Below are 16,678 nucleotides of genomic sequence, written 5' to 3'. Positions count from 1 at the left end.
GTGAAGGTCGTCCTCTTCTGCGGTGGTTACGGGATGCGGATGCGCAACGGCGCCGCCGACGACGTCCCGAAGCCGATGGCGATGGTCGGTCCGAGACCGCTCATCTGGCACGTGATGCGCTACTACGCGCATTTCGGCCACACCGAGTTCATCCTGTGCCTCGGCTACGGCGCGGCGCACATCAAGAACTTCTTCCTGAACTACCAGGAAACCATTTCCAACGACTTCGTCCTGCGCAACGGGCAGGCGGAACTGCTGTCCACCGACATCGCCGACTGGACGATCACGTTCGTGCAGACCGGGATCGAGTCGCCGATCGGCGAGCGGCTGCGCCGGGTGCGCCCGTACCTCGACGGCGACGAAATGTTCCTCGCGAACTACGCCGACGTCCTGTCCGACGTCCCGCTGCCGGACATGATCGAGCGGTTCTCGAACACCGACGCGGGCGCGTCGATGATGGTCGTCCCGCCGCAGTCGTCGTTCCACTGCGTGGAGATGGACGAAGGCGGCAAGGTCGGCTCGATCACCGCGGTCAGCGAGATGCCGCTGTGGGAGAACGGCGGGTACTTCGTGCTGCGGCAGGAGGTGTTCGACCACATCCCGGAGAACGGCGACCTGGTCGCCGACGGCTGCGGGGAGCTGGCCAAGCGCGGTCGGCTGCTCGCCTACCCGTACCGCGGCTTCTGGAAGCCGACCGACACGGTCAAGGAGCGCGCGGCCCTCGACAACGCCTACACCCACGGCGACCGGCCCTGGGCGCTCTGGGAGCGCACCGCCGCGAGCATCGCGTGATCGGGCTCCGGCCGGACCGGCTCGGCAGCGTCGTCGCCCTCGGCGCGCACTGCGACGACATCGCGATCGGTGCCGGCGGCACGCTGCTGACGCTGTGCCGGTCCCGGCCCGGCCTGCGGGTCGACGCCCTGGTCCTCACCGGCGGCGGCACGCCCCGTGAGGACGAGGAGCGGGCGGCGCTGGCGGCGTTCTGCCCGGGCGCCGACCTCACCGTCACGGTGCTGAAGCTGCGGGATGGGCGCTTCCCGGCCCACTGGGAAGAGGCCAAGGACGCCCTGGAAGACCTGCGGCGGCGGACCGATCCGGACGTCATCCTGAGCACGCGCACCGACGACGCCCACCAGGACCACCGCGGGCTCGCGAAGCTGGTGCCGACGACGTTCCGCAACCACCTGACGCTGGGCTACGAGATCGTCAAGTGGGACGGCGACCTCGGCCGCCCGTCGGTGTACCAGCCGCTGACCGACGAGCTCGCGGAAGAGAAGATCCAGCTGCTGCAGGCGCACTACGCCTCGCAGCGGCACCGGCCCTGGTACGACCGCGAGGCCTTCCTCGGGCTGGCCCGCATCCGCGGCATCGAAGCCGCCGCGAAGTACGCCGAAGCGTTTTTCGTCAAGAAACTCACTCTCGATCTGAAGGGCTGAATCCGATGCGGGTGTTGCTGACGGGGCACAAGGGCTACCTGGGGACGGTGATGGCCCCGGTGCTCGCCGCCGCCGGCCACGAAGTCACCGGCCTTGACTCCGGGCTGTTCGAGGACTGCCTGCTCGGGCCCGCCCCGACCGACCCGGCCGGGCACGTCGTCGACCTGCGGGACGTCACGCTCGAGCACGTCACCGGGTTCGACGCGGTGATCCACCTGGCCGCGCTGTCGAACGACCCGCTGGGCTCGCTCGCGCCGGAGCTGACCTACGACATCAACCACCACGCGTCGGTGAAGCTCGCGAAGCTGGCGAAGGACGCCGGCGTGCGGCGGTACATCTACGCGTCGACCTGCTCGGTGTACGGCGCCGGCGGCGACAGCCTCGTCGACGAGGACGCGCCGCTGCGGCCGGTGACGCCGTACGCGGAGTCGAAGGTGCGCGTCGAAGCCGACGTCCACGAGCTCGCCGACGACGACTTCACGCCGGTGTACATGCGCAACGCGACGGCGTTCGGCTACTCGCCCCGCCTGCGCGGCGACATCGTGCTGAACAACCTGACCGCGCACGCCCACCTGTCCGGCGAGGTGCTGGTGCTGTCGGACGGCACGCCGTGGCGGCCGCTGGTGCACGCGCAGGACATCGCGCGCGCGTTCGCGGCGGCGCTGACGGCGCCGAAGGAGGCCGTGCACAACAAGGCCTTCAACATCGGCACCGAGGAGAACAACGTCACCGTCGCCGAGATCGCCCAGGAGGTCGTCGAGGCCGTGCCGGGCTCGACGTTGAACATCACCGGCGAGGCGGGCGCCGATCCGCGTTCCTACCGGGTCGACTTCTCGCGCTTCCGCGCGGCGATCCCCGGCTTCACCTGCGACTGGTCGGTCAAGGACGGCGCGGTCGAGCTCATCGAGGCCTACCGCAAGTTCGGGCTCACCCGCGAGTCGTTCGAGCAGCTGTTCACCCGGCTGGCCTGGCTGAAGAGCGAGGGCGAAGCCGGCCGCGTCGACACCACCCTGCGGCGGAAGTAGTGGCGGGCCCGCAGCTGCGGACCGGGGCGGAGCTGCACGCCCTGGTCGAGCGGCTGTACCCGATCTGCCGCAGCATCACCGGCGACGGCGTGCGGCAGACCCTGGACATCATCGGCGAGCACATCGCCCTGGAGCGGCACGAGGTCCCGACCGGGACGGCCGTGCTGGACTGGACCATCCCGCAGGAGTGGAACATCCGGGACGCGTACGTCGCTTCGCCGTCCGGTGAGCGCGTGATCGACTTCCAGGAGCTGAACCTGCACGTCGTCGGGTACAGCGTCCCGGTGTCGCGGCGGATGCCGCTGAGCGAGCTGCGGGAACACCTGCACACGCTGCCCGACCAGCCGTCGTGGGTGCCCTACCGGACCAGTTACTACGCCCCGGCCTGGGGTTTCTGCCTCGCGCAGGAGAAGCTCGACGCCCTGCCCGACGGCGACTACGACGTCGTCATCGACTCGACCCTGGCCGACGGCTCGCTGACCTACGCCGAGCACGTCGTCCCGGGGCGCGTCACCGACGAGGTCATCGTGTCCTGCCACGTGTGCCACCCGTCGCTGGCCAACGACAACCTCGCCGGCATCGCGGTGGCTGTTTCGCTGGCTCAGCAGCTTGTTGATCCCTATTACACCTACCGCTTCCTGTTCATGCCCGGGACGATCGGCTCGATCACCTGGCTGGCCCGCAACGCTTCCCGGATCGAGAAGGTGCGTCACGGGCTCGTGCTGGCGTGCGCGGGCGACCCGGGACCGTTGACGTACAAGAAGTCCCGCCGCGACGACGCCGAGATCGACCGCGTCATGCAGCACGTGCTGCGGTCGCGAGAGCATCGAGTCGTCGACTTCTCGCCGTACGGCTACGACGAGCGCCAGTTCTGCTCGCCGGGCTTCAACCTCGGCGTCGGCTCGCTGACGCGCACGCCGTACGCGGGCTACCCCGAGTACCACACCTCCGCCGACAACCCGGGCTTCGTCTCGCCCGCGGCCATGGAGGACACGCTCGGCGCGTTGAAGGACGCGTTCGGCGTCCTGGACCGCAACCGCCGGTACGTCAACCTCAGCCCGTACGGCGAGCCGCAGCTCGGCAAGCGCGGGCTGTACGACTCGCTCGGCGGCCGCAGCGACGCCAAACAGGCCCAGATGGCGATGCTGTGGGTGCTCAACCTCTCCGACGGTTCGCACTCGCTCCTGGACATCGCCGAGCGCGCCGGGCTGCCCTTCGACATCGTCGACGTCGCGGCGCGGGCGCTCCACGACGCCGGCCTGGTCAAGGAGTGAGCGACGTGGCCAACCATCGCCGTGCACCGCGCTCGATCTTCCGGTCGGGCGCGGTTCGCGCGATGGCCGGACGGTTGAGCTGGGGCCTCGGCGACCAGGCCGTGTCCAGCCTGACCAACTTCGCCGTCGGGCTGTACGTGGCCCGTTCGCTCGGCACGTTCGCGTTCGGCATCTTCAGCCTCGCCTGGGTCACCTACGGCGTGGTGCTCAACATCTCGCGCGGCCTCGCCACCGACCCGCTGATGGTGCGGTTCAGCGCGGTCCCCGAGGACCGCTGGCGCCTGGGGGTCGCGAGCGCGTCGGGCACGGCCATCGGCGTCGGCTGCGCGACCGGGCTGGTCAGTCTCGTTGCCGGGCTGGCCGCGGGCGGCCCGCTCGGCAACGCCTTCGTCGCGCTCGCCGTGGTCCTGCCGGGCCTGCTCCTGCAGGACGCCTGGCGCTTCGCGTTCTTCGCCCGTGGCGCGGGCAAGAAGGCGTTCGTCAACGACTGCGTGTGGGGCGTGGCGCTGATCCCGGCGCTCTACGTCGCCGCGCAGATCCACACGGTGGTCGCCTTCGTGCTGGCCTGGGGCCTGTCCGGCGCGGTCGCGGCCCTGTACGGCGGGTTCCAGACGCGGATCCTCCCGCACCCGCGGGAGATGGCGGGCTGGCTCCGGACGCAGCGCGACCTCAGCGTCCGGTACCTGGTCGAGAACGTCAGCAACAGCGGCGCGTCGCAGCTGCGCGCGTACGGCCTCGGCGCGATCACCGGGATCACCGCCGTCGGCGCGGTCCGCGGGGCCGAGCAGCTCTTGGGCCCTTTCCTGGCCCTGCTCATGGGGCTGTCCCTGGTCACCGTCGCCGAGGGCGCGCGGGTGCTTCAGCGGGCGCCGCACCGGCTGAAGCACTTCTGCGTGGTCCTCGGCGGCGGGCAGGCCGCCGCCGCGCTGTGCTGGGGCCTCGGCCTGCTGCTCCTGGTGCCCGACAGCGCCGGCCGCTGGGTGATGGGGTCGGTGTGGGACTCGGCGTCGCCGCTGATCCTGCCGGTCACCCTCGCCGTGGTCGGCGCGAGCTTCGCCACGGGCGCCGCGGCCGGCCTGCGCGCGCTCGGCGCGGCCAAGCGGAGCCTGCGCTCCCAGTTGGTCGCCTCCCTGTTCTACGTCACGTTCGGCATCGCCGGCGCCTTCCTCGGCGGCGCGGCCGGGTCCGCATGGGGCGTCGCGACGGCCACCCTCAGCGGGTCCGTCGTCTGGTGGTTCCAGCTGCGGACCGGGCTGCGCGAGTACGTGCCGCCGGGGGCCGACGAGCCCACCGTGGTGTTCGAGCCGATCAAAGAGCCGATCAAGGAATGAGGACTCCATGACCACCGTCCCGCGGCTGAGCCTCGGCCTCCCGGTGTACAACGGCGAGGAGTACCTCGCCGAGTCGCTGGACGCCCTGCTCGGCCAGACCTACGAAGACTTCGAGCTGATCATCTCGGACAACGCCTCCACCGACGGCACCGACGAGATCTGCCGCCGCTACGCCGAGAAGGACTCCCGGATCCGGTACGTCCGCCAGCCGAAGAACATCGGCGCGACGCCGAACCACAACTTCGTGTTCGACGTCTCCCGCACCGAGCTCTTCAAGTGGGTGTCCCACGACGACCTGTACGCCCGCGACCTGCTCAAGCGGTGCGTCGAGGCCCTCGACGAGCGCCCGGACATCATCCTGGCCCACTGCGACCAGGCGATCATCGACGGCGACGGCCGCATCGTCCAGCCGCTCGAGTACACGCTGAACACCGCGTCCCGGCACGCGCCGGACCGCTTCCGCAGCATCCTGTTCGAGCCGGGCGGCGACGACTTCTACGGCGTCATCCGCGCCGAAGTCCTCCGCTGCGTGAAGCCGCTCGACAGCTACCACCACGCCGACCGGACGTACTCGGCCGAGCTGGCCCTGCACGGCCCGTTCCACCAGGTGCCCGAGCTGCTCTACTTCCGCCGCGACCACCCGGGCCGCGCGGAGCGGGCCAACCCGACCATCCGGAGCCGGTGCGCGAATCTGGACCCGCGGCGCACGAACCGGCTCCGGAACCCCACCGTCCGCCTGCTCGGCGAGTACGTCTACGGCTTCGCGGACCTGATCCGCCGCGCGCCGATCTCGGCCGCCGACAAGCGCGAGTGCTTCGGCCACCTCGGCGCCTGGCTGACCAACCGGGCCCGGTCCGGCCACGGCGAGCGTGTCGAGGACCGCGCGCCGACCGCCTCCGACGTCGCCACGGTCAACGAGATCGTGGCCGGCCGGGAAGGCAGGCTCGCGTGAAGCGTGCCCCGCGCGTCGGCGTGTTCGGCCTGCTCGGCTCGGGGAACCTCGGCAACGACGGTTCCCTCGAAGCCGTGCTCGGCTACCTGCGCGCCGAGTACCCGGACGCGGTGCTGAGCGCCCTGGCCGGCGGTCCCGAGATCGTCCGCGAGCGGTACGGCCTCGACGCGACGCCGCTGCACTGGAACCAGTCCGAGTACGAGACGGCGTCCGGCCTGCGCTCCGTCGCTCTCAAGGGCTTCGGCAAGCTGGCCGACATCGCGCGCACCGCGGCCTGGGTCCGGAAGCAGGACGTCGTCATCGTGCCCGGCATGGGCGTGCTCGAAGCGACGCTGCCGCTGCGTCCCTGGGGTTTCCCGTATTCGCTCTTTCTCCTCTCCGCCACCGGGCGCCTCTTCGGCACCAAGGTGGCGCTCGTCTGCGTGGGCGCCAACGAGATCAGCGCCCGGGCGACCCGCGCCCTGGTCCGCTGGTCCGGCCGGCTCGCCGCCTACCGCTCCTACCGTGATGACATCTCGCGCGACGCCATGCGCGCCATGGGCGTCGACACGAGTGCCGACCAGGTCTATCCCGACCTCGCGTTCTCCCTTCCCACCCCGGCCGCCCCCGGCAAGCCGGGCACCGTCGGCGTCGGGGTGATGGCCTACTACGGCGGCAACGACGACCGCGCCGAGGCCGGCCGCATCTACCGCCACTACGTGGACACGATGAACCGGTTCGTCGCGTGGCTCGTCGACCAGGGCAGAGGGGTCCGGCTGTTCATCGGCGACCGGATCGACCGGCAGGTCGTCGACGAGATCATCGGGAAAACCGCGTCCCCGCTGGTGACGGCGGCTCCGGCGGAGACCCTGGACGAGCTGATGCACGAGATGGCCGCGGTGGACAGCGTGGTGGCCACGCGCTACCACAACGTGCTCTGCGCCCTGAAGGTCTCGACACCGACCGTGGCGATCGGCTACGCACCGAAGAACGACGTCCTCATGGCGGAAATGGGCCTCGATGGCTTCACCCAGCGGGCGAAGACGGTCGGCTTCGACCGGCTCGTCGAGCAGTTCACCGAACTCGAGAACCGCTCGGCCGAACTGCGCCAGACGCTCCAGGAACGGAACGAGATGAACGCGCAACGGCTCAAGGACCAGTTCGCCGCCCTTTCGGCGGCCCTCTTCGGGGGTGGGCGATGAAGGCCGTTCCGGTGCCCGAGATCGACGGCGCGTACCTGTTCGAACCCACGCCGCACGCGGACCAGCGCGGCTTCTTCAGCCGGACGTTCGACCGCGACGTCGTCGCCTCGGTGGGCATCGACCCGGACGGCTTCGTCCAGGACAGTCTTTCCCGGTCCCGCAAGGGAGTCGTCCGCGGGATGCACCTGCGCGGCGGGGCCGGCGAGGCCAAGCTGGTGCGGTGTTCGCACGGCGCGATCTTCGACGTCGTCGTGGACCTCCGACCGGATTCGCCGACATTCCGGAATGTGAAAACATTCGAACTTTCCGGTGAGACACAGGTTTCCGTGTACATCCCGGCGGGGTGCGCGCACGGATTCCAGTCACTCACGGATCCTTCCGACGTGTCGTACCGCATCGATCGGGCACACGACCCGGCCGAGGACATCACAATTTCGTACAAAGACCCCGAATTGGACATTCCGTGGCCATTGTCGGTCACACTGGTCAGTGACCGGGACGAACGCGCGCCGTCTCTCGGAGACGCGTTGAAACCAACGAGGTGAGCCACGACATGGGTACGAACCTGCCCCGCTCCACCATGGCGAACGAGCGGCTGCACCGGGTCATCCCCGGCGGTGCGCACACCTACGCCAAGGGCTCGGACCAGTATCCCGAGGGGATGGCCCCGGTCATCTCCCACGGGCGCGGCGGGCACGTCTGGGACGTCGACGGCAACGAGTACGTCGAGTACGGCGCGGGACTGAGAGCCGTCAGCCTCGGCCACGCCCACCCGCGGGTCGTCGAAGCGGTGCGCGGCGAGCTGGACAAGGGCAGCAACTTCATCCGCCCGTCGATCCTCGAGGCGGAGGCGGCCGAGCGGTTCCTCGAGAACATCCCGACCGCCGACATGGTGAAGTTCACCAAGAACGGCTCCGACGCGACGACCGCCGCGGTCCGGCTGGCCCGCGCGGCCACCGGCCGCAAGCTCGTCGCCAAGTGCGCCGACCACGCCTTCTTCTCCACCGACGACTGGTTCATCGGCACCACGCCGATGAACGCGGGCATCCCGGAGGAGACGACGGAAGCGACGGTGTCCTTCCCGTACGGCGACCTGCAAGCCGCGGAAGAGCTGCTGCAGCGCCACGAGGGCGAGATCGCGTGCATGATCCTGGAGGCGGCGGCCGCGGTGGAACCGCCGCCGGGGTACCTGCAGGGCCTGCGCGAGCTCACCACCCGGCACGGCGTGGTCCTGGTCTTCGACGAGATGATCACCGGCTTCCGGTGGTCCGCCCAGGGCGCGCAGGGCCTCTACGGCGTCACGCCCGACCTCTCGACGTTCGGCAAGGCCCTCGGCAACGGCTTCGCCGTCTCCGCGCTGGCGGGCAAGCGCGAGCTGATGGAGATCGGCGGCCTGCGCACCGACCGCGAGCGGGTGTTCCTGCTCTCGACCACGCACGGCGCCGAGACCCACTCGCTGGCCGCCGCGATGGCGGTCATGGACGTCTACCGCGACGAGGACGTCATCGGCCGCCTGCACGCCCTCGGCGACCGGCTCGCCGCCGGCGTCCGCGAGGTGGCGGCCGGGGTCGGCGTCGAGAACCACGTGGTCGTCCGCGGCCGGGCCAGCAACCTGGTCTTCGGCACGCTCGACGAGCAGTGCAGGCCGTCGCAGCCGTACCGGACGCTGTTCCTGCGCGAGCTCATCAGCGGCGGCGTGCTCGGGCCGTCCTTCGTGGTCAGTGCCGCGCTCACCGAAGCCGACATCGACAAGACCATCGACGTCGTCGCCCAGGCCTGCACGGTGTACCGGAAGGCTCTCGACGCGAACGACCCCACGCCGTGGCTGGGCGGGCGCCCGGTGCAGCCCGTGTTCCGCAAGTTCGCCTGATCCCCGCACGGGCGGGCCGGATTCACCCGTTGGGTCCGATGAGGACACTTGAGGGTGACTGTTTTCCGGCCCGTTCGTGCGTAGCGTCCTGCCATGGGCAGATCTCGTGCGGTTCTCGTCGCTGCTTGCTCGCTCCTGATCGCCGTGGCGTGCCCGGCGGTCGCGGGCGCCGCCGACGGGCCCGGCCCGGTGTGCGACCACCAACCCACCGGGTACGAGCAGCCACCCACCGGAGCCGTCGCCGTCGACCCGGCCGTCGACGGCGACCTCGCGGCCAAGACGGCGGCACACCCGCCGGGCACGACGTTCTGGCTCCGGCCCGGCACCCACACGCTCGGCAACGACGAGTACGGCCAGGTCGCCCCCAAGGACGGCGACGTGTACCTCGGCGCGCCGGGCGCGGTCGTCGACGGCCGCGGCGTCAACCGGGCGGCCTTCACGCAGCGGGCCCGCAACGTCGAGCTCCGCGGCCTCACCATCCGCCGCTTCGTCGCGCTGCAGGACCAGGGCGTGGTCAACCACGACTCCGGCGACGGCTGGCTCATCGAGAACACGACCATCGAGGACAACGCCGGCGCGGGGCTGATGGCCGGCGCCGGCCAGGTCGTGCGGCACAGCTGCCTGCGCAACAACGGGCAGTACGGACTCAACGCGTACCAGGCGGGCGACGGCATCACCGGGCTCGTGCTGGAGGGCAACGAGATCACCGGCAACAACACCGGTGACTGGGAAGCCAAGGTGCCGGGCTGCGGGTGCAGCGGCGGCGCCAAGTTCTGGGCCGTGAACGGGGCCGACATCCGCGGCAACTGGGTCCACGGCAACCACGGCGCCGGCCTGTGGGCCGACACGAACAACAACGACTTCCTCGTCGAGGACAACCTGTTCGAGGCCAACGACGCCGAGGCGCTGTTCTACGAGACCAGCTACAACCTGGTGCTGCGCGGCAACACGTTCCGCCGAAACACCCTGGTGCAGGGTCGCGCGTTCGCCACCCGCGGCGACAACTTCCCGGCGGCGACGGTGTACGTGTCGGAATCGGGCGGCGAGCCACGCGTGCCGGCGCGGACGTCGGCCATCGACATCAGCGGCAACACCTTCGAGGACAACTGGGCCGGGATCACGTTGTGGGAGAACGCCGACCGCTTCTGCAACAGCCCGGCGAACACATCGACGGGCTACTGCACCAAGACGGCCGACAAGGCTTCGTGCACCGCGGGCCGGATCGAGAAGCCCCCGGCGTACGACGACTGCCGCTGGAAGACGCAGCGGGTGGAGGTCCACGGAAACACGTTCCGCTTCGACGCCGGCCGCGTCGGCTGCACGAGCCTGTGCGGGCGGATGGCACTGCTGTCGAACTACGGGACGTTCCCGGACTGGTCGCCCTACAAGGGAACGGTGATCGAAGAGGCCATCACGTTCGACCAGGCCAACCGGTGGCACGGCAATTCTTACGCCGGGCCGTGGACGTTCGTGGTGCATGACGCCTCCAGGACGGTCGACGCTGCGAGCTGGCGGGCGGCGCCCTACTCGCAGGACGAGTGTTCTTCGTTCGGCGGTGGGTCCGCCGGCTGCTGATCACGAGCTTGCCGACGGGGTCCGACAGTTTTCGGCTCGACCCGTCCCGAAATCCCATTTTTTCCTTGCTGCTTAAGGGAAAAGTCGCGAACGGAGAATTTCGGACAGCAACAGTTCACCCGTTTCAGCGATGGCGATCGCACGCATGTTCGGTACCGTCGCAGACATGACCACATCGACCGTCCACCCCGCCCACCTCGCCCGCTCCATCCACTATGGACTAATTGCTCATGTGAACCGAGCACTCGCCTCGCCCCGAAGACGCCCGGCGGGCAACCGCCGATTGCAGAGAACCAGGAGCAGATCCTGTGCCGCCCCGATGAGCGGCGTCCCGGCGCCGTACGACCAGTCGAGATCATCGGCCCGCAAGGCGACGCCGGTCAGATCGGTGCCGAAGTACTGGATCTGCTGGGGCTTCATCGCGGCAAAGATGATTTCCAGACGGTCCAGCGGAACCCGCCGGTCCAGCCGCAAGGCGGTCGTGATGTCGAGACCGTGGATCACATCGTGGCTCAGAGCCGCTGCGGCACCCCCGCCCGGCGGCCGCCAACGGTGGTCGGCGTTGTCCCGCAGCGACGCAACAAGCGCCTCACGGGAAAGCTCGGCGGCCTCGCGCCGGGCAACGCGGTCGGCCATGACGTTGAACCGCCCGCCGGACTTCACGAGTTCCCAAACGAACCGCCCGCCGGAGAACCGGAAGGGCATGGTCATGTGCGCAACCACTTCGGCAACCCGCCAGCCGGCGCACAAGGTAGGCGAGTGCCACCCCGACGAAGGCAGGTCATCGAGCAGGCCGGCCAGCTCTCGCCGTTCGGCAGCGATCAGATCGTGGATCACGGGGATCTCCTTCACAGGTAGGTCCCCCACCGACGAACGAAACCGGCCTGGACCGACACCCGGCCGGAAACAGTTCCCCGGCCGGGTCGCCTCCAGCCGAGTGGCACCGTCTGCTCGGCGCACCACAACCCGGCTACCCAGCGGGCGCCCGCCCGCGACGAACACGTGCCACACCCGGCTATTCGGCGGACGTCCGCCCCCACGCAGACCAGCGCACCAGCCCCGCCTCGCTCGGCAGGCCCAGCCGCCCCACGGCCGCCTGCCCGTCCGCACCGACCAGCGCACCAGCTCTCACCGAACGGCAACCCCAGCCACCCCCACGGCACTTACCCGTCCGCCTCGGGCAGCGCGCCAGCCACGCCAATCCGCACCACCCACATCGCCGGTCGGCGGCCGAACCACCCCAGCGCGCGCCCGTCCGCCCCGCAGCGGGAACCAACCCTGCCCCTCAGAGAGCAAGTCACCCGCCGTGGCGCACACCCCACCCGCACCTCAAGCCGATCAGCGCACCAGCCGACCCGGCACAACCCCGCACCTGACACAGCAGGCCCCTAGGAGGCAACCACCCCAGAGAACCGCCCCGCCCCTCAGAGCCGGTCAGCCACCCGGTCCACCACCCAAGCAGTCGCCGGCACCGCGGCCAGCGCGGCACAGAACCCGCCGACCGCATCCGTCGGGTAGTGCGCGCCCAACGCCACCTCGGCCCACCCCATAACCACGCCGGCAACCAACGCCAACCCCAACACGAGGGCCACCGCGGCTGCCCGGCCCAGCCCCCACCGCTCGGTGAGCAACAGCGCGATGACCAACGCCAGCGCCGTCGCAAAAGCCGTGTGCCCGCTCGGGTACGACAGGAACTCGCCGTGGATGGTGCGGCCGACCAGCGGCTTCAACACCGTCGTCACCACCACCGTCACCACGGCACCCGCCACCGTCAGCACGGCCGTCCGAACGCGGCGGACCAACCAGCACACCCCCGAAAGGAGCGCGACCAAGATCACCGCACCCACCGGCTCGCCACCGAAGTCGACGACCAAGGCGACGTACCGCCACGGCGGCACGACCCCGTGAATCGACGGGAGGAGCGCGGCATCGATGCCGGTCAGGCCCGAGTCGCGGAAATGGAGGATGCCCAGCGCCACCAAGACCGCCGTTGCCAGGGCGGCCGTCATCGCCAGCGGGGCCCGCAGCACGGCCGGCAGGGCCGCGGGCGCCGTCCGGACCAGCTGCCTCACGCCCCGATCGCCGCCTCGTACCCGGCGATCAACCGGTCCAAGCCGACCGTCGGCGTGAAGTCCTTCTCGTACCGGACGCGGGCCGCGTCGCCCATGTCGCGGTTGCGGTCGGCGACGACCGCGCGGAGGCGGTCCGCCAGGGATGTCTCGTCGTCCGGCACGTGGAGGAGCCCCGTGACACCGTCGTCGACCAGCTCGGGAAACGCGCCGTGCGCGGCCGCGACCGTCGGCACGCCGGCGGCCATCGCCTCGACCACCACCAGACCGAAAGCCTCCAGCCACGTCGACGGGGCGACCACCGCGACCGCGTCGGCGGTCAGCGCCCGGCACTGCGCCTTGTTCTGGAGGCCGACGTACGAGACGTCCGTGCGGCCGGCCGCCCAGGCGGCGACCTCGTCCTGCATCGGGCCGGTCCCGGCGATGACCAGCGGCACGCCCAGGGCACCGCCGAGGCGGTCCCAGGCCCGCATCAGGAGGCCGACCCCCTTTTCCTCGGTGACGCGGCCGAGGAACAGCACGTGCTTGCCGTCGCCGGTGCGGCGGACGCCGGGGTCGGTGACGAAATTGTGCTTCACCACCATCCGCTCGCCGGGCATCCCGGCCGACACCAGGAGGTCACGTTGGGCCGCCGAAATGCAGAAGAACCTGGACACCCCCGTCCACCACCGGCGCCGGTTCGCGACCATGCTCGCCGCCATCGGGAGCGTGGCCGCGGTCGAACCGCGGTAGCAGCCGTGCTTCACCGCCGGCAGCGGTGAGCCGCCGACGCACTCGGTGCAGATGCGGCCGTCGCGGTGGAGCGTGCCGGGTGGGCAGACCATCGTGTAGTTGTGCAGCGTCGCGACCGCGGGCACCCCCGCGTCCGCGCACGCGGCGACCACCGAAGGCGACAGCAGCGGAAACGTGTTGTGGATGTGCACGACGTCCGGGCGCGACGCCCGCAGCCGGGCAGCGAGCTCCTTCCGCACCACCGGGTTCCACGGCACCATCAGCGGTACCGCGGCCTTCCGGGGCAGCGGCATCGCCGCGATGTCGTCGCTGCGGCGTTCGAACAACGACACCTGGTGACCGCCCTCGGCGAGCAACGTCACCTCGGCGTCGACGACGTTGTTCTCCCCGCTCGGCTGCTCGGACCGGTAGCGGTTGTGCACCACGAGCACCTTCACGCGCCTGCACCTCGCACGTCTGCCCCCTTCGCCGGGATGAATGCTTGTTCGTCGGACTGCGGCACCCCGCGGACCAGCAGCGACGCGGCGACCGCCAGGTGCAGCAGATACGGCGAGGCGTCGCCGAGACCCGCTTCGGTATAGGAAGCCGAAACGCAGTAGGTGATCAGGAAGATCGCGCACGCCCTCGCCAGCGAAGGCGGCCGGAGCACCGCGACCACGATCAGGGTCAGCAGGAACGCGGCGACCAGCGCGATCCCGACGAACCCCTGCTCGTGGTAGATCGCGAGCCAGCTGTTGTCGATCGGGAGGCCGTCGTAGGACTTGTCCGTCAGGCCGACGCCGAAGATGTACTCCGCTGTCGTCCGCGGGGCCTCCAGCAGTGCGTCCCACACCTTCGCGCGGCCGGTCAGGCTGGAGAAGTTGTCGGCGCTCTGCCCGCGGAGGAACCACGTCTGCAGCGCGCCCGCGAGCACGATGCCGGCGGCCCCGCCGATGCCGACCGTCCACGCGAACACCTTCCGCGCACGGGCACTGGTCAGGACCATCGACAGGAAGGCCACCGCGAGGCCGGCGACGAGGCCGAGCGTCGCCGTGCGGGTGTGCGTGAGCATCAGCAGCCCCAGCACCGGCACCACGATCAGCACCGCGCTGCGCCACGTCGTGCGGCGCCCGAACCAGAGGAGGAGCGTGAGCCCGGAAATCACCGCCGCGTACTGGCCGATCTGCGGCGGGGTCAACGGCCAGACCGCGCCCGAAAGCCGGCCGCCGTACTCCTCCGGCATCGCGTTGCCGGGCGAGATCACCAGGCCGACCGCCACCGACGCGAGCACCACCGCGTAGGTGCGGATGTGGTACCGGACGAAGCTGAACCCGCCGTCCCACCAGCGGGTGAGCAACCAGAGCGTGGAGACGAACACCGTGAGCCGGAAGCACCGGAACAACGCGCCGAGGCCCTCCTGCAGGTCGGCGCTGGAGAGGATGCTCGTTCCCAGCAGCGCCGTCAGCAGCAGCAGGTACGCGCTCGGGCGGATCCGCAGGTGCTTGTTCAGCGCCAGCGCGATCACGAACGCCGTCATCAGCGAGCCCATGGTGACCAGCTGGCTGACCGACCGCGGCAGCGGGAGGATCGTCTTCGCGCCGGTCGAGCCGAGCGTGTTGAGGATCAGCAGCGCCCACGCCACGCCCGCCCACTTCGGCGTCGAGGACACGGGTTCGGGCGCGGCGTCACCGCGAAGGCCGGCCGGTGCGGGGTGCGTCGCCATGTCAGCCTCCACCCTGCGCGGTGAAGGTGCTGCCGCTGTCCTGCGAATACGGCGCGCCTTCCCACTCGCCGATCTCGAGGACGCGGTCGGCCGAGTGGACGATGAACGTCCACGGGCCGACGTAGCTGTTGTCGTGCCAGCGGTTGTCCTGCTTGAACGTGATCGCTTCCTGGATGTCTTCGCCGCGGTACGGCGACCAGTCCGGGTAGGTGCCGAAGTTCGACAGCAGGCCCATCCGGCCGCACGAGGCCTGGCAGCCCACGACCGCCGGGTCGAGCACGAACTTGTTGTCGTGGATGTCGACGTGCTGGGTCTTCCAGCGGCAGTCGGCCAGAAGCGGGCCGCTGGCGATCGCCGGGGCCGCGCACTGCTTGACGGCGGGCACCAGCCGGGTGCAGTCGCCCGAGGAGGTGTTGGCCGGGCTGTTGCAGAACCGGTCGGCGTTCTCCCACAGCGTGATCCCGGACCAATTGTTCTCCAGGTAGTTGCGGGAGATGTCGATCTTCGCCGTGCGGGCCTTGATCCGCGGTTCGCCGCCGGACTCGGAGATGTAGATCGCCGGTGTCGGGAAGTTGTCGCCGCGGTCGGCGTACCGGCGGCCGTCGGCCCAGTTGTTCTTGCGGATCGTGTTGTCGCGGATGATCGCGTTGTAGCTGATCTCGTAGATCAGCGCGGCGCTGTCGTTGTTCTCGATGAGGTTGCCCTCGATGAGGAAGTCGTTGTTGTTCGTGTCGGCCCACAGGCCGGTGCCGTGGTTGTCGTGCACCCAGTTGCCGCGCACGTCGGCACCGTTGACGGCCCAGAACTTGACGCCGCCGCTGCAGCCGCAGCCGTCGATCTTGGCTTCCCAGTCACCGGTGTTGTTGCCGGCGATCTCGTTGCCCTCGACGACGAGCGCGGTGAGCGGCGTGGTGCCGGAGTAGGCGTTCATCCCGTACTGGCCGTTGCGGCGCAGGCAGTTGCCGCGCACCTGCTGGCGCGCGCCCGCCATGAGCCCGGCACCGTCGTTGTCCTGGATGGTCGAGTGCTCGATCGACCAGCCGTCGCCGGAGTCGTGGTTGACCACGCCTTCGTCGCGCGGGGCCACGAAGCCCTGCACGGTCAGGTAGGTGATCTTGACGTCGACCGCGTGCCCGGTGAAGGCGTACTGGTTGATCCTCCGGCCGTCGACGACCGCGCCGGGAGCGCCGATGTACACGTCGCCGTCCTTGGGGGACACCTGGTCGTACTTGTCGTCGCCCAGGATGTGCTTGCCGGGCTTGAGCCAGAAGGTCGTGCCGGGCCCGGCCGAACGCGTCTTCGCCGCCAGGTCGCCCGGCACGGCGGGATCGACGACGACGGCACCCGCCGGCGCGGCCGCGGGGCCGGCCGGCTGCTTGTCGCACACCGCGGCGACCGACCCGCTGGGGGCCGGGGTGGCCTGGACCGGGCCGCCGTCGGTGTCCGGACCGCCCGAGCACGCCGCGACCGTGAGCAGGACACCGAGCAGCGGAGCTGCGCGGCGAAGTCGGAAGCGGCGGGCTGTCACGGC

The 16,678-nt window shown here is 70.3% G+C and carries 15 protein-coding genes; 10 read left to right on the top strand and 5 right to left on the bottom strand.

The genetic code is table 11. The features are described 5' to 3' along the window. The 10 genes from I4Q55_RS25065 to I4Q55_RS25020 all read left to right on the top strand — a co-directional run bounded on the left by I4Q55_RS25065 (window position 1) and on the right by I4Q55_RS25020 (window position 10,644). The gene (locus I4Q55_RS25065) at window positions 1–792 is read left to right on the top strand and encodes a glucose-1-phosphate cytidylyltransferase (protein ID WP_206790997.1); all 792 of its coding nucleotides are present in this window, start codon (window positions 1–3) and stop codon (window positions 790–792) included. Beyond that, a complete protein-coding gene (locus tag I4Q55_RS25060; protein WP_206790996.1) occupies window positions 789–1,436 on the top strand; it encodes a PIG-L deacetylase family protein in 648 nt (215 codons plus the stop codon). Before I4Q55_RS25065 ends, I4Q55_RS25060 begins: the two co-directional genes overlap by 4 nt. A gap of 5 nt (window positions 1,437–1,441) precedes the next feature. Then, window positions 1,442–2,461 carry an NAD(P)-dependent oxidoreductase gene (locus I4Q55_RS25055; RefSeq protein WP_206790995.1) on the top strand — a complete coding sequence of 340 codons (1,020 nt, stop codon included), beginning with the start codon at window positions 1,442–1,444 and terminating at the stop codon, window positions 2,459–2,461. Beyond that, window positions 2,461–3,735, top strand: coding sequence for a DUF4910 domain-containing protein (locus I4Q55_RS25050; protein ID WP_206790994.1), 1,275 nt, complete (start codon window positions 2,461–2,463; stop codon window positions 3,733–3,735). The genes I4Q55_RS25055 and I4Q55_RS25050 overlap by 1 nt, the downstream gene beginning before the upstream one ends. A gap of 5 nt (window positions 3,736–3,740) precedes the next feature. Then, window positions 3,741–5,066 (top strand): hypothetical protein, encoded by a 1,326-nt coding sequence (locus I4Q55_RS25045; protein ID WP_206790993.1) that lies wholly within the window; start codon window positions 3,741–3,743, stop codon window positions 5,064–5,066. Window positions 5,067–5,073: 7 nt separating this feature from the next. After that, complete coding sequence (locus I4Q55_RS25040; protein ID WP_206790992.1) at window positions 5,074–6,018, top strand: glycosyltransferase family 2 protein; 945 nt, start codon at window positions 5,074–5,076, stop codon at window positions 6,016–6,018. Further along, window positions 6,015–7,199: a polysaccharide pyruvyl transferase family protein gene (locus I4Q55_RS25035; protein ID WP_206790991.1), complete on the top strand. Its 1,185-nt coding sequence runs from the start codon at window positions 6,015–6,017 to the stop codon at window positions 7,197–7,199. The genes I4Q55_RS25040 and I4Q55_RS25035 overlap by 4 nt, the downstream gene beginning before the upstream one ends. Further along, window positions 7,196–7,744, top strand: a complete 549-nt coding sequence (locus tag I4Q55_RS25030) for a dTDP-4-dehydrorhamnose 3,5-epimerase family protein (protein ID WP_206790990.1) — start codon at window positions 7,196–7,198, stop codon at window positions 7,742–7,744. The genes I4Q55_RS25035 and I4Q55_RS25030 overlap by 4 nt, the downstream gene beginning before the upstream one ends. 8 nt (window positions 7,745–7,752) lie before the next feature. Then, window positions 7,753–9,069, top strand: coding sequence for a glutamate-1-semialdehyde 2,1-aminomutase (locus I4Q55_RS25025; RefSeq protein ID WP_206790988.1), 1,317 nt, complete (start codon window positions 7,753–7,755; stop codon window positions 9,067–9,069). 93 nt (window positions 9,070–9,162) lie between these two features. Beyond that, window positions 9,163–10,644 (top strand): right-handed parallel beta-helix repeat-containing protein, encoded by a 1,482-nt coding sequence (locus I4Q55_RS25020; RefSeq protein WP_206790986.1) that lies wholly within the window; start codon window positions 9,163–9,165, stop codon window positions 10,642–10,644. 228 nt (window positions 10,645–10,872) lie between these two features. Here the strand turns inward: I4Q55_RS25020 and I4Q55_RS25015 are convergent, their stop codons facing one another. The 5 genes from I4Q55_RS25015 to I4Q55_RS24995 form a co-directional block, all read right to left on the bottom strand. Beyond that, complete coding sequence (locus I4Q55_RS25015; protein WP_206790984.1) at window positions 10,873–11,481, bottom strand: maleylpyruvate isomerase family mycothiol-dependent enzyme; 609 nt, start codon at window positions 11,479–11,481, stop codon at window positions 10,873–10,875. 587 nt (window positions 11,482–12,068) lie between these two features. Next, entirely contained in the window at window positions 12,069–12,716 is a 648-nt protein-coding gene (locus tag I4Q55_RS25010; protein WP_206790982.1) for a phosphatase PAP2 family protein, read from the bottom strand. Next, complete coding sequence (locus I4Q55_RS25005; protein WP_206790981.1) at window positions 12,713–13,882, bottom strand: glycosyltransferase family 4 protein; 1,170 nt, start codon at window positions 13,880–13,882, stop codon at window positions 12,713–12,715. Before I4Q55_RS25005 ends, I4Q55_RS25010 begins: the two co-directional genes overlap by 4 nt. Further along, window positions 13,879–15,147, bottom strand: coding sequence for an O-antigen ligase domain-containing protein (locus I4Q55_RS25000; RefSeq protein WP_242546672.1), 1,269 nt, complete (start codon window positions 15,145–15,147; stop codon window positions 13,879–13,881). Before I4Q55_RS25000 ends, I4Q55_RS25005 begins: the two co-directional genes overlap by 4 nt. Before the next feature lies 1 nt (window position 15,148). Further along, window positions 15,149–16,675: a right-handed parallel beta-helix repeat-containing protein gene (locus I4Q55_RS24995; protein WP_206790980.1), complete on the bottom strand. Its 1,527-nt coding sequence runs from the start codon at window positions 16,673–16,675 to the stop codon at window positions 15,149–15,151. Between the last annotated feature and the right edge of the window lie 3 nt (window positions 16,676–16,678).

Source organism: Amycolatopsis sp. MtRt-6 (assembly GCF_017308975.1).
Lineage (GTDB): Bacteria > Actinomycetota > Actinomycetes > Mycobacteriales > Pseudonocardiaceae > Amycolatopsis.
Note: the sequence above shows the minus strand (reverse complement) of the source record. Positions and strands in the feature narration are given on the sequence as shown.

Bases quoted from the DNA above. Each gene is read 5' to 3' on its own strand.
- I4Q55_RS25040 (WP_206790992.1), top strand. From the start codon at position 5,074: ATGACCACCGTCCCGCGGCTGAGCCTCGGCCTCCCGGTGTACAACGGC.
- I4Q55_RS25020 (WP_206790986.1), top strand. From the start codon at position 9,163: ATGGGCAGATCTCGTGCGGTTCTCGTCGCTGCTTGCTCGCTCCTGATC.
- I4Q55_RS25055 (WP_206790995.1), top strand. From the start codon at position 1,442: ATGCGGGTGTTGCTGACGGGGCACAAGGGCTACCTGGGGACGGTGATG.
- I4Q55_RS25030 (WP_206790990.1), top strand. From the start codon at position 7,196: ATGAAGGCCGTTCCGGTGCCCGAGATCGACGGCGCGTACCTGTTCGAA.
- I4Q55_RS25000 (WP_242546672.1), bottom strand. From the start codon at position 15,147: ATGGCGACGCACCCCGCACCGGCCGGCCTTCGCGGTGACGCCGCGCCC.
- I4Q55_RS25025 (WP_206790988.1), top strand. From the start codon at position 7,753: ATGGGTACGAACCTGCCCCGCTCCACCATGGCGAACGAGCGGCTGCAC.